This window comes from Anabaena sp. WFMT (assembly GCF_051781005.1).
GTDB lineage: Bacteria > Cyanobacteriota > Cyanobacteriia > Cyanobacteriales > Nostocaceae > Anabaena.
On the sequence record NZ_JBPWOA010000016.1, the window covers coordinates 162,578 to 188,610 of the forward strand.

Below are 26,033 nucleotides of genomic sequence, written 5' to 3' on the forward strand. Positions count from 1 at the left end.
GAGTATGGGTAGAACGTTAGAAAACAAAAAAGAGATTGTAGCTGACCTCAAAGTTTCTTTGAGTGAGTCAACTTTAGCACTGGTAATTGATTATCAGGGTTTAACAGTTGCCGAAATCACTGACTTAAGACGGCGGTTACGTCCTAGCGGTACTGTTTGTAAGGTGACAAAAAACACCTTTATGGGCATTGCCATTCAAGACGAAGAAAAATGGCAGCCTTTGTCAGAATTGCTCAACGGCGCTTCTGCCTTTTTGCTAGTCAAAGAAGATTTTTCATCGGCAATTAAGAGTTACCAAGAGTTCCAAAAAGTTACCAAGAAGACAGAACTTCGTGGTGGCGTTATGGACGGTCGCTTGCTGAAAGAAACTGATGTCAAGGCTTTAGGAGACTTGCCATCTAAGGAACAACTCATGGCGCAAATTGCTGGAGCTATCAACGCTTTGGCTACCAAAGTTGCTGTGGGTATCAACGAAGTTCCCAGTTCTTTGGCTCGCGCTATTCAGGCTATTGCTGATAAAGAACAAGGTGGTAGCACCGAAAGTACAGAAAGTACAGAAAGTGCTGAAAGTGCTAGTGAGTAATCGGTAATGGGTAATAGTTTTTTTACAATTACAAATTACCAATCATCAACAAAAAATTCAAAATTATTTAGGAGTCATATCCATGTCTGCTGCAACCGAACAAATTTTAGAACAATTGAAATCCTTGACTTTGCTGGAAGCTTCTGAATTAGTTAAGCAAATTGAAGAAGCTTTTGGTGTGAGTGCTGCTCCAGCTGCTGGTGGGATGATGATGATGGCTGCACCTGGTGCTGCTGCTGCTGAAGTAGTAGAAGAAAAAACCGAATTTGATGCAGTTCTGGAATCAGTTCCAGCTGATAAGAAGATTGCTGTCCTGAAGATTGTCCGTGAAATCACAGGTTTAGGTCTGAAAGAAGCTAAGGACTTAGTAGAAGCTGCTCCTAAGGCAATTAAGGAAGCTGTAGCTAAGGAAGCTGCTGAGGATATCAAGAAGCGTGTTGAAGAAGCTGGCGGTAAGGTAGTAATCAAGTAATTTGTAATTCGTAATTCGTAATTCGTAATTGAACTTTTAATTATGAATTATGAGTTAGTAATTATAAATTACCTTTTTATTTAAGGAGCCTAAATCAGGCTCCTTTTTTTGTGAAAGTTTGAATTTTTAACATTTTTTAGCTGATGAGGGATTGACAAAATCGTGTAAGTCTTGATCCCAAATACTAATGTAAATAAAATCGCAGTTTTGCCGCACTATTTGACCTTTAACAGAACCTTGACTAAACTGAAAATTATCTTTTTGGCGCTGTTGTATTTGTTGTAGTCCTTGCTGAATTTCTCCCGTCGCTTGTCCGCCTAGCATTCCATTCAATGTAGTCTGCATTACTTGAGGGTCTACGGATTGGGCAAAAGCTGCCTCCGTTTGGCGCAGTTTTCCAGAATTACGGTCAAATAAGTAGCCGAGATCAATTTGGTTAGGTACTACCTCATAAGTTACAGCACGGGTATTAGGCCACAAGCCTCTTAAATCTTTATTCTTACCAAGAGTTGCTTCTACGGTGCTTCTTGATGTGCCTGTAGGAAAGGCTGGTACATTTTGCCTGGTATTAGTAGTACTTAATTGCTCACGTGACTTCTTTTTTTTCTGATCTGGCTTTTTCTGAGAATCTGAGAATACTTCCGCTGTGGAAACTATATCCGGTTGCTGCTGTTGATTTTCTGGTTCTACTTGAGGTGTTGATGGAATTGGGGGTACTGGAGTGTTTTCAATAATAGGCTCTTGATCTGGTGGTGGTGTAAATGCTGTAGAGGGATTGGTTTCTGGTAGAGACTGAGAAGTGATTCGTTGCTCAGTGGAGGGAGTAGGTGTCAGCGGAGTTGGGGTTGGCTCCACCACGGGGGAAGTTGTTGGTAAGGTATTGGGAGTTTGTGATTCTATAGCAACAGTAGTTGTAGATGGCTGCTGACGGGTAATGTTAGAAATTGCTACTGCACCAATTAAACTTCCTACTAGCACACTACCAAAAATCACAGCAGGTTTTTGCCAGTTTGTGGGATTGTTCGTTTCTCTAATAAAGGGAGTTTTTGCAGGGGAAGATATTGACTGGGTTGGTTGAAGAGTAGCAGCAGGTGGACTCAGGCTAATTGTGGCGCTGGTAGCGGGAGATGGGCGAGAAATATTATGGGCTGATTTTAAAGCATAGAGCATCTTATTAGCTGTGGTGAAGCGATCGCTCGTTCGTGGTTCAATTGCCTGAGTAAGTGCGATCGCTAATTCTGGAGACATCCCAGCAGCGTATTGTTGCCAGAGTATTTGCCCCGTCTGCGGGTGAGTTTCTAATTCTTGGGGTTGTTTGCCAGTTAGCAAATAAATCGCCGTTAAGCCTAAACTATAGATATCTGTGGCGTAAACTGGACGGCCGATAGCTTGTTCACTTGGCATATATCCAGGTGTGCCTATAACTATTGATTGTACGGGATTTCCCGAAGGATTGATGACGGTACGGATGGTTTCTTTAACAGCACCGAAATCAATTAAAACAGGTTTGTTATCTTGAGAGCGCAGGATAATATTATCTGGTTTGATATCTCTATGAATGATGCCTTTGCTGTGGACATAATCCAAGACTGACAGCAAACTCAACAAAATTTCCCGAACAATAGTTTCAGATATATATCCTTTCGCTTCCACCATCTGGGTTAGCGTTTGTCCATGAATCCATTCTTGGACAAGGTAAAACTGCCCATTTTCAGGAAAGTAAGCGTAGAGTTTAGGAATTTGGTCACTAGCTTCTCCTAGATTTTCCAAGATTGCGGCTTCCCGTTCAAACCTTTGCTGAATTACATTATAGGTTTGTGGGTCATTGCTAATCGGTTTGAGTTGCTTAATAACACATCGACGACGGGAAGGCATATGGGTATCTTCTGCGAGAAAGGTTTCACCAAACCCACCTGCACCGAGTAGTTGGATAACTTGATAGCGATTGTTTAGCAGCGTTTGTTTCATGAAATCTTACACGCGAGATCCTTCCCAATGTATATCAGATACTCTGACGAAATAGCGATGGGATGTTTCCTGGTGATTTACGATTTTGCAGAAATCAATAGAGTGTGGCTCTTTTGATCAGACAATTTTAATCCTGGTATCAAGCCTAGTGTGTTTACTTAATTAAGTATTAAAGAAGAACAGAACTACAACGTACGTCAGCAAAGATGTAATCCTCAAATCCAGTAGTTTTCATGGTAGTGCCATCTAACTCAAACACAGTAAAACCATTCTTCATGTATATATTAAAGTCGCTTTTGTTGTAAGAACCAAGACAGAGTATATCGAACCCTTCACCACCATTTACTGTAGCGTCACCAAAACCTTGAACAAAGTCCTGGCCTTTACCCATTTTTATGTTGACACCACCTCCAAAACTGGAGGCTTCTAGCCTATCGTCTCCATCACCCATATTAATAATGCCGCCAAAGATTCCACAAGATTCCGTTCCGATTGCCTTGGCAATGATAGTATCGTTTCCTTTTTCAGTACGAATCTCGCCGTTAGTATTGTCAATAGCGATCGCTTTGTTAGAAGCCTTGGCTGTGGCAAAGATATTATCGGCTCCACTCCCGGTATTAACATAACCTCTAGTGTTGTCAATAGCGATCGCTTTGTCCTTTGCCTCAGCAAAAGCATTGGCAACAGCCTCAGCCAATGCTTGATTTTCAGGAGCAGCACTAGCTAAAGTAGAAGCATAAGTATCAGCAAAAGTCCCAGTCCTAGAAGTGGCTGTCGCATGGATAGTATCATTACCCTCGCCCGTAGTAATTTCGCCTTTTGTGTTATTAATACCTCTAGCAATGATATTTGCCTTAGCTAAACTTGTAGCCATTGCTCTTGCAAAAGCTGTCAGACCTTCAGACATAGGGGCTTTGCAGATAGCTTCAACTATGCCCGATGCGTCTGCATAAGCGGTAGCAACTGAGGAGATAGAACCTATGACATTGCCATAAATACCATCATTACCCTGACCGGTTTTAATTTTACCATCGGAGTTATCAATGCCGTCGGCAGTAACATTAACTTTAATGGAGGCAAAAGCATTGGTAATAACGGTAGCATCTGCGTACCTAGCAATAGCGATCGCTTGAGATACTGTTGCTGCGGTAACGGAGATATTGGCTGTTGCGGTGCCAATGACTTGATCGTCTCCTTTACCTGTATTGATACTTCCTTTGTTTTGAATACCTTCGGTAGCAACATTAGCCCTCTGACTAAATTCGGCAGAGGCAATAATAGAACTCAGGTCTTTGGCTTTTATCCCAACCAGAACTCCGAAACCAAAATCACCAGAAACAGATTCAGTACCAATGATTTGATCGCCACCGTTAAATGTATTGACAGTGGCGTTGGTGGGATTGAGGATTCCATGATTTGACCTGACTTGATCAGCGTTATTAGTAAATTTTACCTGGCTTAAATTTAAAGATCGCATGAAATCTTCCTTTTAATTGAGAACTTAATGGAAATTCGGCAAAATTTATCGACACATAAAGCCCAATATGGCTTTATGAGCAACAAGCAAGTAATGATTCAGGTGGAAATATATAGCGGTTTTCATATCAGTGAGATACATACGCAGAACTTGTAGGCACGGGTAAACACTGCCCTCAAGGTCTTGCCTCCGACTGATCAGCGCTATATATACAAAGCACACATTACACAAACAACAAATCGAACAGATACAGATGTTTTAAAACTGCTCAATTATCAACATCAAGTATCAGTAAAGGTATTTAGGATGTTTAAAGGTTTGTTGACATACCTATATCTTAAGCCTTCTATGCCCTGAGGCAAAAGAATAACACCATAGGAACATAACACCAAAATCAAATATATCAGTAGACTTATTCTGGCTGAGATTTGATATTATTTCCATCCTAACTAACCGATATCAAACCTCCACTAAACTGCATTGAAAATAAGTGTTTACTCTACTGCATCGTAAAGTAGCACTAATGTATGAGTTATTGTGGACAAAGTGGCAATATTTCTGTAGATTCTCAATTTAGTAAAAATTTTTATAAAATAGTCGATATCAATTGCTTTTTATGTCCTGTAGGATAATTACTTATAATAAATACAGCAGAATTCAGGAGTCAGGAGTAAAACTGGCTTGGTGTCTGGCTTTGAATTTAGATTCTGTACCGTATGGCTACGCCACGCAAGCTATCGGACTTCGGCGTGAGCGCTCAGTCGAACGCTGACGCTCACGGAAGCCTCATTGATCTGCAATCCGCTGTGTTTAAAAACAGATGATATTATACCTCTACTTTTAATGAGCCTCAGTTACAAATTGGGTGTGTGCGCCACCATAAACAGGTTTAAAAATTACTTTTTTGTGAGTTTGAATAATTCTCTGATCTCATCTGGATCGTTACTTATTATAGTTGTTATAGCTGCTGGAATTGTCACTCCTATTTGTTTTGCTTTAGCAAGTTGTAGGGGTTTTTCTTGATGAAATTGATATGCTTGCCAGGAATTAATCCATTTTGCTGGGCAAGCTTGGATGAGCGATCGCACTGTACTCATGGAGTCGCTAAATGCAACTTGTTGTTGATTTGAGTCTTTTAACGGTGGAACGTGAACCCCGGAGAAGTTGCCTTCTTGCTGCCACCATCGGCAATCTCTGCGAATAGAACAGGGTGGTAGTTGTTCTACTACGGTAGGCAATTTCTCGACAATTCGCACTGCTAAGTAAGTCGGCACGATAAAACCGATGTATGTTGAGTTTTGTAAAAACCGTGAAATGACGTATTGATAACTGACATCTTGCACCTTCTCAAGAAGCAGGTGGTGGGTAATGCCCACTCTACGAAATCATAAGGGTTTCGGTCTTCAATTTTTGCAATAAGAGCGTGGTGCAAGATATAAGATAAGGTATTGATTGAATTTACATTTTGTTACATGAGTATAAATTTTCCCGCTGACTTACTTAAGTTGAAAATTTTTAACACCAATTTGGTTTTTTATCTAATCAGAACAAGATATAGAACTAGAAGCAGATTGTGAAGAACTGCTAGAACTATATCTGATGTAACTACTAGAGTTATTACTAGATGAAATTTTTACAGAAACACTTTGACTAATCTCACTTTCACCATCAGAGGATTTCTTAATAAAACTTTTTAATTCACCAATAATCTTGCCATCAGGTGAGACGATTCGTTTGACTACAACTTGTTCGTGGTTCATTATCTTACTGCCTATTATTGTTGATAAAAATTTCTGCCTAAATCACCAAGAGGCTGAGGAAAATAATTATCTAATTCCCTTTATTTTTAACTTGGTAATTCAAAGCAGAAATACTTATTAAGTTTTTCTTTGGGACTACTAATTTATTTTGTCAATTGATTTGATTGACGATTCGCTTAATTACTTTACTCTACATATTTATCATATAACTTTTTTTCTGAAAAAAACAATAAGAAGAGAGATATTGTTGGTATCGTGTCCCTATATTTTTTCCTTTAAGTTGTGCTGACTGTCGTCAATTTCTCCTAAACTTGTGTAAACTTCCCCGTAGTTAGGATTGAGTTCTAAGGCTTTTTGAAAGTAAAGTTCAGCAGTTTGTAAATCCCCTGATTTTTTTCGAGCATTACCTAATTTATTATTTAATTGTGCATAGTAGAGTTTTTGTTCATTGGATAGTTTACCTTGGGCGTGTAGTGCATTGCCCAAATTCGCATCAGTTTCTATGAAGTCTGGCTTCAACTCTAGGGCTTTTTGATAGCAGTTAATTGCTTCGTCAAATAGTTTTTTTTGTTGCAGAGCATAGCCCAAGTTGTTGTAAATTGGCAGTGAGTCTGGTCGTAGAGCTAGAGCTTGACGGTAAGCTATCACTGCTTCCGAAAACTGCTCTTGCGCTAAACGTAGATTACCTAAACTGAACCAAATTTTCACAGAATCAGGCTGAAATTGACAAGCAGCACTTAGCCAGTTTTCAGCACTTTTGGTTTGCCCCAACTGCTGCGCTAACATCCCTAAACTGAATAAAGCTTCCGGGTGCTCAGGATGTTTTTCCAGTATCTGACGGTATAGCTGTTCAGCTTCGACTAGGCGATTAGCTCGTTGATATTGAACAGCAAGTTGGAGGATTTCTGACGTTTCTGCCGTACCAAATCTTCTGGGTTTGTTGACTAGTTTTAAAAGAAATTCCTCCAAGGCTCTGACTGGTTTTAAGTCGCCATATATCTTAGGTTTATTTTCAGCAACTTGCTGGGAGATGTATTGACGATATTGAGTATCTTGCCCCAGACGGACTGCAATTTTCACATATTCATCTTTAGTTGCGGCGATCATTTCTTCTATGCCCATCATTTTGAGGATGGCCATCGTATGCCGCCCCCGCATCATCTCTCCGGGAAATGTCATAACCGGAATGTTATGAGCGATCGCTTCCAGGGTAGTATTACCTCCAGACCAACCGATGCTATCTAGGAAAACATCAGCTATGGCTGTCGTTCCATCGAACGTCCTGGTATCCATGTGAGGCATAAAGATGCAATGGTTTTGATAATTCAGCCCGAATTCCTCAAAAACAAGACTCAACCGTTGACGAAAAATTTCTGTTATTCGTTTACTGGCAGGATGTTCAATAAATACAAACTTGCAATTGTCTAACTCCTTAGCAATTCTGGGAAAAACATCATCATGCTGTGGTAAATACTTGAATAAGGATTGACAGCACCAGAACATAATGTCATCATCAGCAATGCCGATATCCTGTTTAGTGATTGCTGGAGATTGAATTTCTAAAGCTGTGTAATAGATGCCTAAATTGGGCAATCTGACTAACTTCTCAGTGTAATGGTCTTGTGCATTTTCAGGTTCCATTAAATCACTAGTCAAGTAATAGTCAATAGTTGGTAGCCCACTGGTCTCCGGATGACTCCAAGATGTCATTTGAATGGGAGCAAGTCTTAAGCAACCTAGTCTCACCGTCATGGGGTCCATTCCAAATTCCAGAAAAATCAGGATGTGTAACTTGTCTTGCTCAACAATCTCAGCCCATTTCTCAATAGGCAAAGGACCTTGAGTAAATTTATCAAATGCTTTCGCGGCTCTGACAGTCTCCTGATCCTGTTGCGATCCTGTGTGATATCCAAATAATTCAAACTCACTTTTATCTAGGTTTTCTATCCAACCCTTCATTAATTTCCAACAGGAATGATCGCGAAAATATCCAGTCAGAAACCCAACACGAACTTTTTCGTTAGCTTGTAAATTGGGGAGAGATATTAGCTGGCTATATTGAGGATAGCGGCTTGACATTAACTGACAAATCATTTCCCCATAAATTTGCTGTAAATGTCGATCATTGTAACCTTGATAAGCCAGATAAAAAGGTTGCAATGAACCGATTGCTTCTGCCGCATCTGCTCTTTCTTCAGCAGTAACAATTTGATAATGGTGGGCTAAATTCTGGAGATGTTGCTGATACTGATTTCTTCTTAACTGAACTTCATCAACATTGGTATAGATAATTGGCAGTTGAGTCATACAAATGCCAAATTTAGCTAAATCATAATTAGGTTTAATATTTAAGGCTTGCTGGTAAGAAGCTACAGCATCCTCTAACTGCCCTTGTCCCTTGAGTGCATTTCCTAAATTGTAATGTGCGTCAGCCCAGTTAGGTGTAATTTTTAAAGCTTTCTGATAGCAATTTATAGCGGCTTCTAATTGATTTAGTTCTTGGAATATATTTCCCAAGTTGTTATGAGGCAGAGCCAAGTCAGGTTGAATCTTTAAGGCTTGTTGGTAGGAGGCTACAGCCGCCTCTAACTTGCCCTGTGCGAAAAAAATATTACCCAAGTCGTTATAAACTTGTGCAAAATTCGGATCAAGACTTAAGGCTTGTTTATAAATCTGGGTTGCTTCATGGAACTTTCCCTGATTCTGGAGAACATCTCCATAGTTAAGTACGATTAGATGATATAGGTCTTCTAAGGAATTTTTTGTGACTTGATCATCATGTTGGGTTTGTGATATCTGATTATATATTGATCTGTATATTGATTCAGCCTCACTCCATTGCCCTAACTGATGCTTCTGCACCGCCATTTGAATGAGAGATTTAATATTCAATTCTGAAATATTTTCGGTATTCATTATATCTGTCTTAATGCACTCTGATGAATTTGCTCTAAGAGGATGTCTGAGAAGTATCAGAATTGATCAAGATCCCCCCTTACCCCCTTAAAAAGCTACGGTGTACACACATCTTTCAAGAAGTTCGGATTTGTAGAAAGTGATTTTCCGTAACCCTTAATATTTCGTTAGTGATTCTCGATAAAGTTTGTTTATTGAGAATACATGGGAAATCCCAAAGCCTTATTTAGTCAAGGTTAAACCTTATCAAGTAAAGAATCTAGGACTTGTGTGTACACCGTAGCTTCTTAAAAAGGGGGGATAAATTACTCAAAGTCCTCCTTAAAAAGGAGGATTTAGGCGGATCTACAAGTGTTAGATACCACACGAAAAAGTGTATGGCTACTCCACGCAAGCTATCAGACATCCTCTAACTAGGATTTGATTTTTTTTGCAAGAGATGGAAAGGAATACACCCTAAAAAAATTACTAACTTTACAACAATGCGGTGCATCCTTTCCTAAACTCTGCTACACAGCAGGAATAAATGTGCCAGGTGCAAATGTACCAGTAAATCCGACTACCTGACCAATAACTTCCAAGTTGCTGCCGGACGCAACCAAAAGCAGTTTATTTCCGTTGTAATTCGCGGTAGTTATACCACCAGGGTTATTCACCTGGATTTTATCTACACCATTCTCAAAGTCTAGAATATCCGCGCGATCGCCAAATCCGACCACGTTACTGACCAGCACGCCACCTGTACCACCAGCATAGAAGTTAGCACCCGTACTCCCCAGCACAAAAGTATCTGGTGTGGGTACCCCAATAATCTCTCCCTCTGAGAATGGTACTCTTTGACCATTTATCAAAAGGTTTATACCACCAATTAACACATCGTACTCACCCGATTGACCGCCACCATTGAGGATGTCACTACCAAATCCACCAACAAGGGTGTCATTACCACCACTTCCCAAGAGTACATCATTGCTACCAAAATCCACTAAAGCCAGATTTAAATCTGCGTTAGGATTAATACCCCAGCCACCATAACCACCATCAATATAGTCATTGCCCAATCCTCCGTTGATGGTATCATTACCGCCACCACCAAAAATACTGTCATTACCTGATCCTGCATTAATGGTGTCATTGCCATCAGGGTTGTTAGGGTCGTCACTATAACTGATAAAATTCCCTCCAGTGTCTACATCTGCGTAAAAGTCTCCAAAAATCCGATCATCTCCCACACTTCCAGAGATGGTGTCGTTTCCACTCTCCCCTACGAATAAGACAAGACCACGGGGAAGGTTAGGATCATTGGTCGGGTTTCCATTGATTCCATTGGATATGTCGTCATCGCCAGATCCTCCATAGATGGAGTCATTGCCATTACCACCTCTCAGGGTATCATTGCCGCTTCCTCCATCAAGTAAGTCATCACCAAACCCCGCATTCAAAAAATCAGCCCCAGCGCCCCCAAAAAGGAAATCATTCCCAAAACCGCCATTAAGATTATCACTACCATCACCTCCGTTGAGGAAATCATCCCCAAAGCTACCACTCAACCTGTCATCTCCAGAACCTCCATAGAGAACATCATTATCATTGCCCCCGTCAAGGATATCATTCCCTCCTCCACCCCAGATAAAGTCATTGCCATTGCCCCCATAGAGTTGATCGCTGCCATCGTTAGGGCTTTCGGTGAATATGGGGTTGTTGGGATTAGTCAAGTCAACGGCAAGGTCGCCGGAGATAATGTCATTACCATGATCTCCTGAGATGTAGTCATTGCCAAGCAATCCCACCAAGAAATCATCACCATTAGCACCAGATATCTGATCGTCGCTAGATGTACCTTGCAGTCGATCATTATTAGCTGTTCCTTTGATGTAAACCATATATGATTTGTCTCCTAAAATATTCAACATTAGAAATATTTGAAAAGAATCGTCCCTCTTTCATCAATCTTGGCAGAGCCAAATCTGAACTCTTTATTTAACAAGGTGTTTAGCGATTTATCAAGATTTTAAAATGTTGGAAATCTTTTGTTAGCAATAAAATCTTGAAACCTTGAGAATATCTGGATTTTCAAATAAGGGAATTATTTTTTTAACCCTCACTTGAAAAGAAGAGGGTTAGCCGCTCATTAAATTGGAAATTTATTGCTGGCAAAGTGGGAAAAAAATTATCTAACCACTACTTTGAGCTTGAAGATAATGAAGAAGCAGAAGCACTAGAGGAAGTATTGCCACCAGAGGCTATTGAAATAACACGAATAGAACTGCTAGCAACGGAACCATTTGGTTGATAGCTTGCTAGATTATTAATAACAGTACCAGTGTAAGTTGAACTACCAAAGGCTGCTGCTGAAAATCTAGATATTGCTATAGCACCACCGCCATTTAAACCAATGGTAGATGTTTCAGGAATGAAGTCCAAATAATCGAGATCAGAAATTATCATCGCTTCTCACTTTTGATTTTTATACTTCTAAAAAACAAGAATTTTATTTTTATCAAAAAACTCTTTTGACTAACTGTAGAAAAAGGCTTTAGATAATCGGAGTTAGATTTTTACAAAAGTGGGATTATCTCAGTAAAAGTTGCCCTTAATTGGGCAACTTTATTCAGATGCTCATGAGCTTTTATTCGGAAAAAATTGCCCAATTAAAGACAACTTTTTAGTCTATTTAGTAGCCAGCACTAGCAACAATGATCCCAGATTGGTTGGAGCTTTGTCCAGCCTTAACTAGTTGAGAAACTGAGACTTGAGTGTTGCTTGCGTTACCGACTGCTTCGTTATCGAAAGAGACGGAAGCGGAATTACCTGTTACGGTTGAGGTAACAGCGTAAGTACCTGTCTTTGAGAAAATATCAGTAACGTTGCTGCTACCAGTAATTGCATAATTGTTGTTGAAGGTAGCATTCACATTCTTGGTGAAGTTATAAGTGTTTGGTAGAAATATCAATCCACCAACAACTTCAGCAGCTTCAACAACTTCCAAAACGTTTAAATCAGAAATAATCATTGGATTTTTCCTTGTAGATACACCTTGATGTTTGCTTTTTGTCTAGCCAATTTGTTTGCGTTGGCTATATTTCTAATATAGTTAGTTATTTAAAAAAGTCAACACTTTTTTGGAGATTTTTTTAGATAAAAACTAATAGTAACTATTTAAATAAATACAACATTTGCTAATATTTTAATTTAAAAAAAGGCACTAAAAATCTGGACAATAATTAGGTTTTTATTGCCCAGATTAGTTATAAGTAATTTTTTTAATCACTTACAGCTTATATTTAATTTAATAAACAGCACATTTCAAAAATATGAATGCACAACAAAAATTAGGTATATTTCACATTTTTAAATCACACCATAAAGGTATTGTTAATTAAACAAGCTATAAAAATTAAGCTTGTTCTATTAGTTTTTTCTGTGGTTGTACATTATCATCCGAATCTACCTTAGTAACTATCTCTAAGTACTCAATTTGTTGTTTTAACCAATCAGAAAATAATTCAGTAATGATTTTTTCCCGTAACTGCTCATCTAATTGTGGTTGAATAATTTCCTCAACCCAAATTAAATACACTCCCTTTGGTGTAGTAATTGGTTTGAGAATCTGTGGTGGTGTTGACGCAAATACAGCCGCTGCAATTTCTGGGCGAAAATCTTTTCGGTGTTGGAGTCCCTGGTATCCATACACACGACGAAGTTCTGGTTCTTGGATATATAAACGGGCTATTTCTGGAAAAGTAATTTCGTCTTCTTGCAGGGCATAAAACATTTCTAAAGCCACGTCTCTACTATCAAAGATAACTTGATATGTGACAGCTACAAAATAATCTAATTTGTGTTCATAAAAGAACTTTTCCACCTGATCTGAAAATAAATGATTAGCTAAATTTCTAGAAAGAACATTTTTATAGACTAATTCTTCAAATTCATTCACAGACAGAAGGTGTTTTTCTAACCATGTCCAAGTATCTTTAGCTTTGACGAGTTTTTTTTCTAACCGCAGTTTGTCTCCTTCTTGTTGTAGTTCTGCTGGTGTGACCGTAATTCTTCGTTCTTCGGCTGCTTCCGTAATGATTTTTTGAGTGGCGATAGTTTTCACTACATCAGGAATTTGGCAGGTAAGTTTGATGGTATGAATAATATCTGAGGTGGAAATGGTAACAGATTCAGACATAATGCAATGCCTCTATAGGGTATTTGTGATCTAAAAGCTAAATAAAAACTTAACTGAATTATTTCCTTATTAAACCCCCACTTTATAGCAGGAGTCTAGGTCACTTTGGTAGTAACAATGGTTCTATGCTGATGCAGATATAGTTGATAAATCCTTATCAATTCTTTCGGCTAGTTTGTAAGCCATTAACGGAGGATTTCGGTAGTTGCTGGCAGTTTTTCTAAATGCCCATCGTCTGGCTTCAACTTCTGATACTCCAAACTCTGCGGCTAGGTTGTGGTAAGACCAGCCATATTTCCTCATTAGCTCAATTGGGTGCATATAATAAATTTGCTCCTAGTGTGGGTTTAATAGTTATCAATGGGTTAAATATTTGACTACATTTATAAACTGTCTTTTTGCAGTTTCTGAAATGGATCTAATACAAAGTCAATTATGCGTCGCTGACGGATAATAATTTCAGCTGTTGCTGTCTGACCGGCAGTTAATAGAATACGTTTGCTACCATTTTGAATATACGGCTGATCTGGAGTGATTTCTAACTCAAAGCTTTCTACATTTCCTTGGGGTGTTTGGCTAACTTTAGAGTCGGGAGAGATGCGAGTAAGTTTCCCTGGGAGGATGCCATACTCTTGGAAGGGATAAGCATCAAACTTAATTTTGACTAGCATTCCCACCTTCAAGAAGCCACTATCTTGAATAGGTATCTGAGATTTGAGTACAAATGAAGTATTTTGAGGTGCGATTTGTGCGACCATTTCACCAGGTTGTAATACAGATCCCGGTTTAGTGATGGGTAATTGGTATATAGTTCCATTAATAGGCGATCGCACTATTCGTTGCTGCATCTGAAGTTTTATAGACTTGATCTGGCTTTGAGTTTGAGCAGTTTCTGATTGCACTGCTGTTATTTGTGTCTGTAAATCTTTTAGTTGTTCCTGACTTTTGAGTACAGTCAGTTTCCCAGCTTGGACTATACTTTGATAGTTGTTTTCTGCTTCTTGCAGTTGCAATTGTGCTTGCTTGATTTCAGACTCTAACTGAGTAATAGTTGCCTGATAGCGATTTTCTTCTTCAGCTAATTGCAATTGTGCTTGTTTAATATCTGATTCCGTTTTTTCATAGACTCGTTTGCTTTCTTGTGCTTCTTTTTTGAGTTGGTCAACTTGGTTGGCAGAAACTGCCCCATCCTCTACAAGGTTGCTAAAACGTTCTACTTGTCTTTTATCTATACTCAAACGAATTCGCACTGAGTTACGGTCATTTTGAGTAGATTTTATTTGCTGTTTAGCCTGACTAACTAATGCCTGTTTTTCTAATTTTTGGAGGGTATAAATAGTCTGTTTAACATCAAGATTTTGCTGTGCCTGATTAACTTGAGCAATTTTTTCCAATTCTTGGGATTTATTTTGTCGTTTCTGAATATTAATGGAAAATTGCAGTTGTTTTTTGAGTAATTCTAATTGCTGTTGGCGATTTTGTAGACCTTCTAACTTTGTTTGTGCCTGTTGCAATTCTGTTTGCAAAATATCAGAGTCAAGTTCTAGCAAAACCTGTCCTGAGGTTACGGTGTCGCCTTCTTTAACTCTAACAGTTTTGACACTACCACTAGCAAGACTATCTAATTTTTGTGTTGCTCCTTGAGGTTCTATCTTTCCTCTGGCACTTCCAGTTTCATCCACTTTGGAGAATACTGCCCAAGGTACACCAAGAGCCATAAATCCTATTAGCACATATAATATACCATGCGTCCAAATTCTAGGTAAAGCATTCAGCAATTCTTCTGTGCCGTAATATAAATCTTTGACATTATCTATTGTTTCTGTCTGCTCCTTAATATCTATCTCTGCGTAATCTTCATAGTTATCCCGCTCATCTTTTGGAAGTGCAGATGAGGAATTAGGAGATATATATGGCATAGTTTTATGTCCCAAAACAGTAGATGCGGTGGGGAGAAATCAATTCAACAAGAGGCAAGGGAGTAGAGAGCAAGGGGGAAAATTCCTCTGCCTCTTTTTCAAAATTCAAAAACTCCCATTCCCTATTACCCAGTTTTAACCAGCCTGAGCTAGTTGTTGTTGATTCAAATAGTAGTAATGACCTTGCTTGGCGATTAATTCATCATGAGTACCGCTTTCCACTAATACGCCGCGATCTAAAACGAGGATTAAGTCGGCATTGCGGACTGTGGAGAGACGATGGGCAATAATTACACTCGTGCGCCCTTGGAGAATTGTTTTGAGGTTGTTCTGAATAATCCTTTCTGATTCCGAGTCTAAATGACTGGTAGCTTCATCAAAAAGTAATAAACGCGGATTTCCAAGTAAAGCACGGGCAATGGCTAGGCGTTGGCGTTGTCCACCAGAGAGCATTCCACCACCTTCACCGATTTGAGATTCATAACCCAATGGTAGTTGCTGAATAAATTCATCTGCCCCTGCATATCGTGCTGCTTGAATAATTTCATTTAATGAGGCTTCTGGGTGTGCGATCGCGATATTTTCCCGAATTGTACCACCAAACAGAAATGTGTCTTGATCGACAACGCCGACTTGAGAACGGAGCGATCGCAAAGCAACACTTGTCACATCATGACCATCAATTAAAACTTTACCGTCTGTCGGTGGATATAAACCCAAAATCAATTTACTCAGGGTAGTTTTTCCAGAACCACTCCGCCCTACTAAAGCCACCATTTGCTCAGGTTTGATTTCAAAGCTGATATTTTCTAGGACGTTGGTTTTACTTTCTGGGTGATAGCGGAAGGTGACATTTTCAAAACAAATTTTACCGCGTAATTTACCCAAGTTTTGGCGGGGTTTATTGTGTAAATCTTCTTCTGGTTCAGCTTCTAAAACATCATTGAGACGTTCGGTAGAAATAATGATTTCTTGTAATTCATTCCACAATCCTGAAAGTCTTTGAAAAGGACTCAAGACGTTACCCACTAACATATTAAAAGCCATTAATTGTCCAACTGTAAGTTCTCCTTGAATGACTTGTAATGCTCCAAACCACATCAATGCGGTATTCACAAAAGTTGAAATCACACTACTGATCATCGAGAGGCGGATACCAATTACTTGAGCATTAAAACCTTTTTTAACTAAATCATTCAATAATTCCTCCCAATGCCAACGCACTGTTTGTTCAATTGATAATGAGCGCACCGTGCGAATTCCTGTCAGAGATTCGATGATATAACTGTTTTCTTTGGCTCCAGCATTAAAAACTTCTCTAGAGATGCGGCGCAAAATACCTGTACTAGCCAGCGCTACAATAAAAAATGGTGGCACAGTTACTAATACAAATAGTGCCATTTTCCAGCTATACCAAAACATCAGGCTTAAATAAACCACTAATGTCAGCATATCTAGCACAATTGAAAGCGTCTGACCTGTTAAGAAGCTTTGAATTTTCTGGTTTTCTTGGATGCGGGAAATAACATCCCCAACGTAACGGGATTCAAAATAGGATAGAGGCAAACGGAAGGTATGTTTGATAAAACCTACCAGTAGAGAAATGCTGATGCGGTTGGCTGTGTGACTGAGTAGATATGTCCGTACTCCATTCATGGCAATGCTGAACAAACCAAAAACAATCATTCCCAAACCAACAGCGTTTAAGGTAGTCAGGCTACGTTGTACCAGCACTCGGTCTAGTAATAACTGGGTGAAAATAGGCGTTACCAGTCCAAATAGCTGCATGACTACTGAAGCGATAAAGACTTCTATCAGGACTTTATAGTGGGGTTTAACTAATTCAAAAAACTTCCATAAACCAACATCATTATTTTCGACATCTTTGAATAAAGATGTAGGTTCTAGAAGTAAGGCATAGCCAGTCCAATCTGTGGTAAATTCCTGACGGGTGAGGGTGCGTTGGCCAAGTGCGGGATCGCCGACAATTACTTGCTTTTTGGTGATTTCATAGACAACGATGAAGTGTTTACCTTGCCAATGAGCGATCGCAGGTAGAGGTTGTTCTGCAAATTTATCCAGGGTAGCTTTGACGGGACGGGTGGAAAAACCAAGATTTTCTGCGGCAGATGCGATCGCTCTCAAAGAAGCACCACTACGACCAACGTTGGTCATCTCCCGCAAACGATTGACACTAAAGTATTTGCCCCAATACCTACCAATCATCACCATACAAGCAGCACCACAGTCAGAGGCACTTTGTTGGGCATAGAAAGGATAAAGTTTGCTGAGTCGTCCCCACCAATGCCCGATTTGCACTTTCGGACTGGGAAAGTAAGGGCGTGATTTTTTGGGCTTTTTTTCTGACTGGGAATCTGGCTGGGGAAAGGGAATAATTTTGGCCTTCAACTCTAACCGTTCGGTTTTAGATTTACCCTTTCGTGGCAGTTGCTTCACAGTAAAAGATGGGTCTTCAGTGAGGAATGACTCTAACTCCGGGCAATGTTCTAATGCTATTTGCCAATCTGAATTCTTGAGAATGTAAGCGATCGTTGGTTGTGTCGCTTGCCAATTAGCCCGTTTTGGTTCAGCATAAATTTTGCCAATTTCTAATGTGTTACCCTCAGAATGCAGTAGTTGACCCCGGTACAGCAGCCACAGTTTGCAATCTTTGAGTACAGGCATTTTCTCTGATGTGTTGAGATTGTGCCGTCCAAAGAGGGATAAGGCTTTGAACATCCCTGGAACTTGTGATGTGTAGGGTGGAAATTGTGAGTTCTGGCGACATAACAGCAGCAAATCCCAAAGTTCTGCACGGGCTTTTAAGCGATCGCCAATGCTAGGAGATTCCTGAATCACATCAGTTAAGCACTCGTCGCTTAAATAGCATAACTTTAAGTTTGTCGAAGCTCTAGCAATGTAAGGTTTAAAGTCCTCTTCAGGAAATAGACTCAGTTCACCATAAGATTCTCCTGCTGAGAGGGTGGTAATTAAGTTTTCAAAGTTATCCAGCAGTCTAACTTTACCGTCAAGGATAATGTAGATACCTGGTTTTACCCCTGTTGCTTGCCACAACAGCTTTGCTGGTGAGGGCTGTAATATTTCTAGTCTTAACAGGCATCTCTGAAACCAACTTTCAGAAAGTTTTTCACCCAAAATATTGGTCAGTTGTTGATATAAATCATGCTCTGAAAACACAGATTTCCCCTGAAAATTTTATAATTAAAAACATTATTTTTTAACCTTCTTATGAGAAATATTTTGGTTTCTTCAAAGAAGATATATAGCCGGATTTAGGCTTCGCCGTGAGCATCAGCCGAACGGAGCCAAGAGTCAGGACTAAAACCCTTTTGTGGACAGAGTTTCTTCATCGCCTGATGTCCTAACTTTCTTGTCAGTTGCTATAACTAATAATTATTGACAAATAAGATTTTTAAATCTAATTTGTATTAATAAGCAATTAATGTAAAGCGCAAGTTTTTTAAAATACGCTATAGTCGTATCCCTTAAAAGCCTCGTCTTTCCGTCTTTCCAGAAATTCTATCAAATAGTTATTTATAGTTCTCGTCAAATTGGCAAATTTTTATATCTGATAAATTCAATAGTTTCGCACCGGGAAATAGTCTATTTAGACTAGTAGTGACTTATCGCCATGATTATCCGCTTCACTCCAACAAAAAAACTTTGCTGAAGTAGGATGCTGTCACTTCTGCACTAAGGAGAATGGAATTATACCATCACGAAAATTTGAGTTATCAATGTTATGTGGAGATTTTTCTTTTCTTTAATCTCTTGCCTATCATCTTTGATACAAATCAAGATTATCTGCGTATTTACGCCGAGAACGATGATTCAGATCAGGGTTTTGGTAAGGCATATTTTCGTTTTTTATTTGTAGATTGACTAGCTCTTGATTCTAAGGTAAATATGGGAATTTCCTCAAGTTCAGCATCACTTAAATTATACTGTTCACAAACTAAACTTAAGCGATTTCCGTTAGTTTTAACTGCATTAACAGCATGGGTTAAATCGCCTTGAAAGTAAACTAGGGTATTAGTTTGGGGTTTAACTTGCCCAACTTGGCGTTTAGTTGATTTCAGCACCAATTCCCCTCCCTCCATATTTTCTGGTACACGCACATAGAGAACACTAACAATGTTGGGTGGTTCAATAGTTTTGCAATAGGAACGCAAAGAACGATCTATGTGTGGATCAACACGGGAACCTTCTTTTAACAGTAAAGGATTTAAGTAAAAAGCATTACAATTCGACTGAAGAGCCAAATCTAAATAAGGCTTAAAAAAGGGGAATTTTTGTTCAACTGTTTTTAAGCCCCCACGTTGAAACACCACAGAAAATCCCTTGGTATTGATAAAATCGCGGTTGAGGTTGTTGATAGAAAAGTAAGGACTAGCCTGAATTTCTCCCCACAAATCATTTAGGTAATTATTAGGTAAAACGTTGGTTTCTAATTGATAGTATTTCACATTCCGTAAATCACAAATTTATCTATTTAGCTTGGGTGTGGGGAATCAAACAAAACTTTTTTGTAAGGATTCAGGTGTGATGATTCTGAAAAATATCACTTCTCTCTATTCCTGATTTCATGAGTATTTTAACTTCTGACTCCTGAATTCTTACATTTTTAACTTCATACACTCCGCAAAATTCTCTCAATCATCTGATTAGCTTGGGAAGCATAACCACCACCAAACAAATTAAAATGATTTAAAACGTGATAAAGATTATAAAGTGTTTTCCGTTTTTCATAACCTTCATCTAAAGGAAATACTTCCGCATATCCTTGATAAAAAATCGGTGGGAATCCACCAAATAATTCTGTCATGGCAATATCAACTTCTCTATCACCAAAATAAGTCGCTGGGTCAAAAATCACGGGTTCACCGTCAATAGTAAAACCTGCATTTCCTCCCCATAAATCACCATGTACTAAGGAAGGTTGTACTTGATGATCTGCTAATAATTCGGGAATAGCGGCTAATAATTTATTTTCTAGAGGAAAACTTCCTCCTTGTCGCTTTGCTAATTGAAATTGATAACCTAAGCGATGTTGAGTATAAAATTCTATCCAGTCAGATTTCCAAGTATTAATTTGGGGTGTGGAACCAATAGTATTATTCATTTTCCAGCCGAAACCTTCGTTACTACTGGTTTTGTGCATTGCTGCTAAATTATGCCCCATTTTTTGCCAAAATTTGCTATTCCCATCGGTCATTTCTAGCCATTCCAGCACAATGTAGCCAGAATTACTTGCTGTACCCCAGCACAGAGGTTGAGGAACACGGATAGTTTTTGTATTACGCATCTGCTGTAAGCCCAGCATTTCAGCTTCAAACATCGCCACTTGGGATGCTTGGTTAAATTTGACAAAGTAGGTGAGTTTGCTATCACTAACTGCATAACCTTGGTTAATACAGCCGCCACTGACGGATAAATGTTGTGAAGAGTGAAATTTTTGGCCAGTTACTTGGCTAATATGAGTATCAATTTCTTGCCAAATCATAGTTTTTTATGGGGGCGAATTGTAATTCGCCCTTGCTTATCAATTAAGAAAAATTACCAATGGATAATGAAAATCAAGGGCGGAGAAACCAAGGAAACTAAGGGACTTCCAAATAAAAAAATGTACAAAAATTTCTTGTGGTGCGGGCATCCTGCCCGCAAATTATCAAGGACGGGCAGGATGCCCATCCCACAAGATTGGATAATTTATTTTCTGGTGTTCCCTAAGGGCGGGGAAACCCCTCCCCTACGCTGGTTTGATGATAACTACACCATAAGCATCTGGAGAAAGATAGTCTGTTGCAGCTTGCATCAAGTCAGTTGCATTCTGGGCTTGAATATAATCTGGGTAATTAAATGCTGGTTCTAAATCGCCAATTAAAGATTGATAATAACCATATAAGCCGGCGCGATCGCTTGGGGTTTCATTTCCAAACACAAATCTATTCGCCACACGTCGCCGTACACGGTCAATTTCCGACTCTTTCACCAATTCTGTTTGTAATTTTCGCAGATGTTGTGCGATCGCATCTTCTACTTTTGCTAAATCTTCCACTTCACATTTAGCCGAAACAGAAAACGCACCCTGTAGCAAATGGCTCATATTGCTGACAGAAATTGTACTCACCAATCCCCGTTCTTCCCGTAAATCATACACCAGTCTTGATGTCCGTCCATGTCCTAAAATTCCCGCTAAAACATCCAGCGCATAAGTTTGATTTAGTTCCATTAACCCAGGAACTCGCCAAATCATCACTAACCTTGCTTGCTGGAGAGTTTCATCAATAAATTCTTGTCTAACAATTTCTGTAAATGCTGGTTCAGGAACAACTTTTGATTGCTGACTATTAACTGTTGACTGCGGATTATTTTTGATGAAGCCTTCAGCCACAATTTCTACTAATTCCTCTACAGGTAAATTACCCACAGCTACAGCAGTAACTGACTGCGGTTGATACCAATGAGCATGGAAATCCCTCATTTGCTGTGGCTTAAGTTGAGAAATCACATCTTCTGGCCCTAGTACCGGACGACGGTAAGGTAAAGAATCAAAAGCAGTTTCCATGATTCGGCGAAAAATACGCCGACGGGGATTATCCTCTGAACGTCTAATTTCTTCCAAAACTACCAAACGTTCCCGTTCAAAGGCATCATCAGGAATACTGGCATTAAATACCACATCCATTTGCAGTGGTGCTAATTCTGCAAAGTCTTGAGGCGCACTATTTATATAGTAATGAGTATAGTCTTGGCTCGTGGCCGCATTAGTCACCGCACCCCGTTCTTCAATTCGCCTTTCAAACTCGCCACTTACCAATTTCTGTGTTCCCTTAAAAATCATATGCTCTAAAAAATGAGCCATACCGTTAATAGGATCTGATTCTATAGCAGAACCAATTTTTACCCATAAGCTGAGATTAACGGCTTCCACCGGCATTTGTTCGGCGATGATTGTTAAACCATTAGGTAAATGGTGTAGCTTTGGCGCATTCAGGCGAGGAAATTTCAGCAAAGTTGATGTCATTGGTAGTGGCGAGTGAAAGGCTAGGTTACTTCTTATATCTTACAACCACCTTAATGGTGTAAACCTTGTAGAGACGTTTCAATTCAAATTACTGGCTTCTTTAAGAAGTCGGGGATCTTTATTTTGTGATCAAAGTCCTGTCTATCTAAATAATCTTATTGATTGCAAACTGCTAACTAACTGAGTAATACCTTGTGCAGCTAGTTCCACACCAACAGCTTCGCCAACAAATCATCACTTTGCTTCAATCTTTCCCTAATATCTGTATCTTTAATTTTGCCAAAAGCCTGAATAGTTAAAGCTATTACTGCTTCTAACTTAACATTTCTCAATATCTCTAAAACGCCTCAACAGATGATGGATCACTTATCGCTAAAGCTTCAAATAAATCAATTTGTTCACCTGCGTTTTGACATTTACGAAAAGCGTTAATGATATCAGCAGTAGTTTTGAGGTTTGAGTAATCTATACTTATTGTAGATATGACGATTTACTTGCATTTAAAATATCACAGAAATAAACGTGAGTATATAGTGCTTATACTTAATTAACAATAGTTGTTTATATGTTATCATCTAAAAAATACCAAAACTACTAAAAATAGGCTTCATCGCAGATTTACAATCTCAATTAAAAGAACTTTCTGAGAACAACAAAGCAGGAATACTAACTTCAAAAAAAGAAGAAGTATTGACACCATGATAACTGTAAAGACCTTGTACGAAACTGACTTTAATCTTTGGTTAGAAGAAACTGCAATTCTCCTGAAAACAGGAAAACTAGACCAATTAGATATCGAAAATTTACTCGAAGAAATTGAAGGGATGAGTCGCAAAGAAAAAGATGCTTTAGAAAGTAATCTAATTCTGGTAATTCAACATTTACTTAAGTGGCATTATCAAATAGAAAAACGCTCTCCCAGTTGGTCTTATACCATTATTGAAAAATCTCGCAGACTAAATAAAGCTTTTAAAAATAGTCCTAGTCTGAAGCCTTACTTCGATGCTGTATTTAATGAATGTTATAATGAAGGTTGTAAAGCTGCTGCTGTTGAAACTCAACTCCCTTTAACTACTTTTCCTGAATCATGTCCCTTTACCAAGTCTGATGTTTTGGATATTAATGTTGATGATTATTTGATTGAATAAAATCTAATTACTGAGATTTTACATAAAATTATTTTCGTTTTAAATTTGATTATTTTTGGGCAGGCAAGACTTCGACGAACTCAGTCCAAGGATGCCTACCCTACAAGAATTACAAATCTACATTTTTATCAACTTTTTGCCATTGGTGGAAAAACAGAAATACTTCTTGGTGTTTCAGATGAGGGTAGAAATTTCTCGGTCAATAATTGTTGAAAAGTCTTTAATGAATCTTGCCAGTTCTGAATTATATTTTGCAAGTCTTGCAGTTTTTCTGCGGGAATATTTCCTAACAAGGGATAATTAAAGTTACCTGAAAATAAGATTGCTGAGGCTTGTTTATCAGGAAATTGGACATTTACCTGATTGATGCCTAAGTTTAGTGTTCCCCGTTTCAAAGGATAAGTTAACTGTAAGGCAGCATTTACTTTTCCTCCTCCAAACTCCTGCCATGAGCCGGGTGATAAAAGTTTACCGCATATGTATTCATAGGCATCGGCATCTGAGTTAAAGGTGACAAATCCTCTGGGGTTAATTCCTACTCGTTGATACTCTACTTGGGATAGTTTTTCTATTAAGTTTAAAGTGATTTTTGGTACTTGTATTTCTGCGATTGGTTTTGTGATTATGCTCTCTAATATGCTCACACTATTGGGCTGGGCAACGATTCCTAAACCACTGTTAAAAAAAAGCTGAACTACACCATTTGCATAAACTGGTTGTTTTGCCAACTCCCAATCGGAGGGAATAATGCCTGTGTATTTCAAGAAGTCGGGGGTGAGAACAGTGGGATTAAGATTTTTGGCGGTAATAGCGATCGCAAATTCTTGAATTTCAAAATCTTTGCTCATAAACCTATGTATTTTTTGACAGTACCAATACTGTATAACCAAACATAAGTACAAATATAGCGTTTCCTAAAATTGATTTTCCTCACTTCCCCCTTTTCCACGCCCAATTTAATTTAAAATTATGAGTAGTAATATTAAGAATTGTAAAATTAAGTATCAATGCCTAGTCTTTCTCTTAACAAAAATAAATCCCGCGTCATCGTTATCGGTGCAGGTATAGGTGGACTTACAGCCGGTGCATTATTAGCACATAGAGGTTACAACGTCTTAATTCTCGACCAGGCTTTAGTTCCCGGTGGTTGTGCTTCAACTTTTAAACGTCAAGGCTTTACCTTTGATGTGGGTGCAACTCAAGTTGCAGGGTTAGAACCTGGGGGAATTCATCACCGCATTTTCTCAGAATTAGAAATTGAGTTACCAGAAGCAACGCCTTGTGATCCTGCTTGTGCGGTTTATCTCCCTGGGGAGTCTACACCGATTAATGTCTGGCGTGATTCTCAGAAATGGCAGGAAGAACGCCAAAGACAGTTTCCTGGAAGTGAACATTTTTGGCAATTATTAGCAACTTTATTTCATGCTAGTTGGGAATTTCAAGGACGTGATCCGGTTTTACCACCGCGTAATTTATGGGATTTAGGACAATTAATAAAAGCGGTGCGTCCGAGTACTTTCATAACTGCACCTTTCACATTATTTACTGTGGGGGATGCTTTACGGTTATGTGGTTTAGGGAATGATTACCGACTGAGGACGTTTTTGGATTTACAACTCAAGTTGTATTCTCAGGTTAGCGCGGAAGAAACAGCTTTGCTTTATGCTGCAACAGCTTTGAGTGTTTCCCAACTACCCCAGGGATTGTTTCATCTCCAGGGTAGTATGCAGGTTTTGAGCGATCGCTTACTATTTGCCTTAGAACGAGACGGTGGTAAGTTATTAATGCGCCACACCGTCGAAAAAATCAACGTTGAAAATGGTAAAGCTAACGCTGTAGTTATCAGAAACCAGAAAACCGGGGAAACTTGGACAGAAACCGCAGATCATATAGTTGCTAACGTCACCGTCCAGAATTTAGTAGAGTTATTGGCAGAAAATGTCCCATCTGGATATAAACAAAGAGTAGAAAAACTCCCCCCAGCTTCCGGTGCATTCGTGGTTTATTTGGGTGTAGATGCCAGCGCGATTCCTGCTGATTGTCCACCTCATCTACAATTCTTATATGATGCTAATGGATCGATTGGTGAGAATAATTCCCTATTTGTATCTGTAAGTCATCAGGGAGATGGACGCGCACCGCAGGGAAAAGCCACAATTATCGCTTCTTCCTTTGTTGATTTTACTCCGTGGTGGGAAACTCAAGATTATGAAGGGTTAAAACAAAAATTTACCCAAGAAGCAATATCTAAACTTTCACAATATTTTTATTTAAAACCAGAAACTATCATTTATGTAGAAGCAGCTACACCTCGCACCTTTGCTCATTTTACCGGAAGAGAACGAGGTATTGTTGGTGGTATTGGTCAAAGAATTCCTACTTTTGGACCCTTTGGTTTTGCCAATCGTACTCCTATTAATAATTTGTGGTTAGTTGGTGATTCTACTCATCCAGGTGAAGGAACTGCGGGAGTTAGTTATTCAGCTTTGACGGTAGTTAGACAAATTCAAGCTCAAAATTAATGGTTAAGTAAAGGAGATCATGAAATTTCAACCTTTTCAA

General features: G+C 39.0%; 21 protein-coding genes. 4 read left to right on the forward strand and 17 right to left on the reverse strand.

Translation table 11 applies throughout. From position 1 onward, the window contains the following. Positions 1-4 precede the first annotated feature (4 nt). On the forward strand, positions 5-583 hold the full coding sequence (gene rplJ, locus ACSQ6I_RS08340; protein ID WP_438889881.1) for a 50S ribosomal protein L10: 579 nt from the start codon (positions 5-7) through the stop codon (positions 581-583). Positions 584-665: 82 nt separating this feature from the next. Next, positions 666-1,055: a 50S ribosomal protein L7/L12 gene (rplL, locus tag ACSQ6I_RS08345; RefSeq protein ID WP_438889882.1), complete on the forward strand. Its 390-nt coding sequence runs from the start codon at positions 666-668 to the stop codon at positions 1,053-1,055. Between the two features lie 126 nt (positions 1,056-1,181). On the opposite strand, the gene ACSQ6I_RS08350 is transcribed toward rplL, so the two are convergent. The 16 genes from ACSQ6I_RS08350 to ACSQ6I_RS08425 form a co-directional block, all read right to left on the reverse strand. Beyond that, positions 1,182-3,023 carry a protein kinase domain-containing protein gene (locus ACSQ6I_RS08350; RefSeq protein ID WP_438889883.1) on the reverse strand — a complete coding sequence of 614 codons (1,842 nt, stop codon included), beginning with the start codon at positions 3,021-3,023 and terminating at the stop codon, positions 1,182-1,184. 169 nt (positions 3,024-3,192) lie between these two features. Then, entirely contained in the window at positions 3,193-4,500 is a 1,308-nt protein-coding gene (locus ACSQ6I_RS08355; RefSeq protein ID WP_438889884.1) for a hypothetical protein, read from the reverse strand. Positions 4,501-5,396: 896 nt separating this feature from the next. Next, the gene (locus tag ACSQ6I_RS08360; protein ID WP_438889885.1) at positions 5,397-5,843 is read right to left on the reverse strand and encodes a hypothetical protein; all 447 of its coding nucleotides are present in this window, start codon (positions 5,841-5,843) and stop codon (positions 5,397-5,399) included. Positions 5,844-6,038: 195 nt separating this feature from the next. Then, positions 6,039-6,260, reverse strand: coding sequence for a hypothetical protein (locus ACSQ6I_RS08365; RefSeq protein WP_438889886.1), 222 nt, complete (start codon positions 6,258-6,260; stop codon positions 6,039-6,041). A gap of 261 nt (positions 6,261-6,521) precedes the next feature. Continuing rightward, positions 6,522-9,176, reverse strand: a complete 2,655-nt coding sequence (locus ACSQ6I_RS08370; RefSeq protein WP_438889887.1) for a tetratricopeptide repeat protein — start codon at positions 9,174-9,176, stop codon at positions 6,522-6,524. Between the two features lie 509 nt (positions 9,177-9,685). Then, positions 9,686-11,059, reverse strand: coding sequence for a calcium-binding protein (locus tag ACSQ6I_RS08375; RefSeq protein ID WP_438889888.1), 1,374 nt, complete (start codon positions 11,057-11,059; stop codon positions 9,686-9,688). 298 nt (positions 11,060-11,357) lie between these two features. After that, positions 11,358-11,624, reverse strand: coding sequence for a hypothetical protein (locus ACSQ6I_RS08380; protein WP_438889889.1), 267 nt, complete (start codon positions 11,622-11,624; stop codon positions 11,358-11,360). A gap of 226 nt (positions 11,625-11,850) precedes the next feature. Beyond that, positions 11,851-12,189, reverse strand: a complete 339-nt coding sequence (locus ACSQ6I_RS08385; RefSeq protein ID WP_438889890.1) for a hypothetical protein — start codon at positions 12,187-12,189, stop codon at positions 11,851-11,853. A 384-nt stretch (positions 12,190-12,573) separates the two neighbouring features. After that, positions 12,574-13,356 (reverse strand): peptidylprolyl isomerase, encoded by a 783-nt coding sequence (locus ACSQ6I_RS08390; protein WP_438889891.1) that lies wholly within the window; start codon positions 13,354-13,356, stop codon positions 12,574-12,576. Between the two features lie 123 nt (positions 13,357-13,479). Next, positions 13,480-13,677: a hypothetical protein gene (locus ACSQ6I_RS08395; protein WP_438889892.1), complete on the reverse strand. Its 198-nt coding sequence runs from the start codon at positions 13,675-13,677 to the stop codon at positions 13,480-13,482. 62 nt (positions 13,678-13,739) lie between these two features. After that, a complete protein-coding gene (locus ACSQ6I_RS08400) occupies positions 13,740-15,275 on the reverse strand; it encodes an HlyD family efflux transporter periplasmic adaptor subunit (protein WP_438889893.1) in 1,536 nt (511 codons plus the stop codon). 135 nt (positions 15,276-15,410) lie between these two features. Then, complete coding sequence (locus ACSQ6I_RS08405; protein WP_438889894.1) at positions 15,411-18,473, reverse strand: peptidase domain-containing ABC transporter; 3,063 nt, start codon at positions 18,471-18,473, stop codon at positions 15,411-15,413. Positions 18,474-19,132: 659 nt separating this feature from the next. Next, complete coding sequence (locus ACSQ6I_RS08410) at positions 19,133-19,762, reverse strand: 2OG-Fe(II) oxygenase (RefSeq protein ID WP_438889895.1); 630 nt, start codon at positions 19,760-19,762, stop codon at positions 19,133-19,135. Between the two features lie 164 nt (positions 19,763-19,926). After that, a complete protein-coding gene (locus ACSQ6I_RS08415; RefSeq protein WP_438889896.1) occupies positions 19,927-20,799 on the reverse strand; it encodes a fructosamine kinase family protein in 873 nt (290 codons plus the stop codon). 246 nt (positions 20,800-21,045) lie between these two features. Then, on the reverse strand, positions 21,046-22,323 hold the full coding sequence (locus ACSQ6I_RS08420) for a M16 family metallopeptidase (RefSeq protein WP_438889897.1): 1,278 nt from the start codon (positions 22,321-22,323) through the stop codon (positions 21,046-21,048). 200 nt (positions 22,324-22,523) lie between these two features. Beyond that, positions 22,524-22,655 (reverse strand): hypothetical protein, encoded by a 132-nt coding sequence (locus ACSQ6I_RS08425; RefSeq protein ID WP_438889898.1) that lies wholly within the window; start codon positions 22,653-22,655, stop codon positions 22,524-22,526. A gap of 366 nt (positions 22,656-23,021) precedes the next feature. On the opposite strand from ACSQ6I_RS08425, the gene ACSQ6I_RS08430 reads away from it, so the two are divergent. Continuing rightward, positions 23,022-23,471 carry a DUF29 domain-containing protein gene (locus ACSQ6I_RS08430; RefSeq protein WP_438889899.1) on the forward strand — a complete coding sequence of 150 codons (450 nt, stop codon included), beginning with the start codon at positions 23,022-23,024 and terminating at the stop codon, positions 23,469-23,471. 128 nt (positions 23,472-23,599) lie between these two features. Here ACSQ6I_RS08430 and ACSQ6I_RS08435 read toward each other — a convergent pair whose 3' ends face one another. Continuing rightward, on the reverse strand, positions 23,600-24,319 hold the full coding sequence (locus ACSQ6I_RS08435) for a hypothetical protein (RefSeq protein ID WP_438889900.1): 720 nt from the start codon (positions 24,317-24,319) through the stop codon (positions 23,600-23,602). 159 nt (positions 24,320-24,478) lie between these two features. On the opposite strand from ACSQ6I_RS08435, the gene crtD reads away from it, so the two are divergent. Next, positions 24,479-25,993, forward strand: a complete 1,515-nt coding sequence (crtD, locus tag ACSQ6I_RS08440; RefSeq protein ID WP_438889901.1) for a C-3',4' desaturase CrtD — start codon at positions 24,479-24,481, stop codon at positions 25,991-25,993. Positions 25,994-26,033 lie beyond the last annotated feature (40 nt).

Coding starts and splice junctions, on each gene's coding strand:
- ACSQ6I_RS08380 (WP_438889889.1), bottom strand. CDS start 11,624: ATGATAATTTCTGATCTCGATTATTTGGACTTCATTCCTGAAACATCT.
- ACSQ6I_RS08385 (WP_438889890.1), bottom strand. CDS start 12,189: ATGATTATTTCTGATTTAAACGTTTTGGAAGTTGTTGAAGCTGCTGAA.
- ACSQ6I_RS08395 (WP_438889892.1), bottom strand. CDS start 13,677: ATGCACCCAATTGAGCTAATGAGGAAATATGGCTGGTCTTACCACAAC.
- ACSQ6I_RS08435 (WP_438889900.1), bottom strand. CDS start 24,319: ATGAGCAAAGATTTTGAAATTCAAGAATTTGCGATCGCTATTACCGCC.
- ACSQ6I_RS08430 (WP_438889899.1), top strand. CDS start 23,022: ATGATAACTGTAAAGACCTTGTACGAAACTGACTTTAATCTTTGGTTA.
- ACSQ6I_RS08365 (WP_438889886.1), bottom strand. CDS start 6,260: ATGAACCACGAACAAGTTGTAGTCAAACGAATCGTCTCACCTGATGGC.
- rplL (WP_438889882.1), top strand. CDS start 666: ATGTCTGCTGCAACCGAACAAATTTTAGAACAATTGAAATCCTTGACT.
- ACSQ6I_RS08400 (WP_438889893.1), bottom strand. CDS start 15,275: ATGCCATATATATCTCCTAATTCCTCATCTGCACTTCCAAAAGATGAG.
- ACSQ6I_RS08350 (WP_438889883.1), bottom strand. CDS start 3,023: ATGAAACAAACGCTGCTAAACAATCGCTATCAAGTTATCCAACTACTC.
- ACSQ6I_RS08355 (WP_438889884.1), bottom strand. CDS start 4,500: ATGCGATCTTTAAATTTAAGCCAGGTAAAATTTACTAATAACGCTGAT.
- ACSQ6I_RS08370 (WP_438889887.1), bottom strand. CDS start 9,176: ATGAATACCGAAAATATTTCAGAATTGAATATTAAATCTCTCATTCAA.
- ACSQ6I_RS08375 (WP_438889888.1), bottom strand. CDS start 11,059: ATGGTTTACATCAAAGGAACAGCTAATAATGATCGACTGCAAGGTACA.
- ACSQ6I_RS08420 (WP_438889897.1), bottom strand. CDS start 22,323: ATGACATCAACTTTGCTGAAATTTCCTCGCCTGAATGCGCCAAAGCTA.
- ACSQ6I_RS08415 (WP_438889896.1), bottom strand. CDS start 20,799: ATGATTTGGCAAGAAATTGATACTCATATTAGCCAAGTAACTGGCCAA.
- rplJ (WP_438889881.1), top strand. CDS start 5: ATGGGTAGAACGTTAGAAAACAAAAAAGAGATTGTAGCTGACCTCAAA.
- crtD (WP_438889901.1), top strand. CDS start 24,479: ATGCCTAGTCTTTCTCTTAACAAAAATAAATCCCGCGTCATCGTTATC.
- ACSQ6I_RS08390 (WP_438889891.1), bottom strand. CDS start 13,356: ATGTCTGAATCTGTTACCATTTCCACCTCAGATATTATTCATACCATC.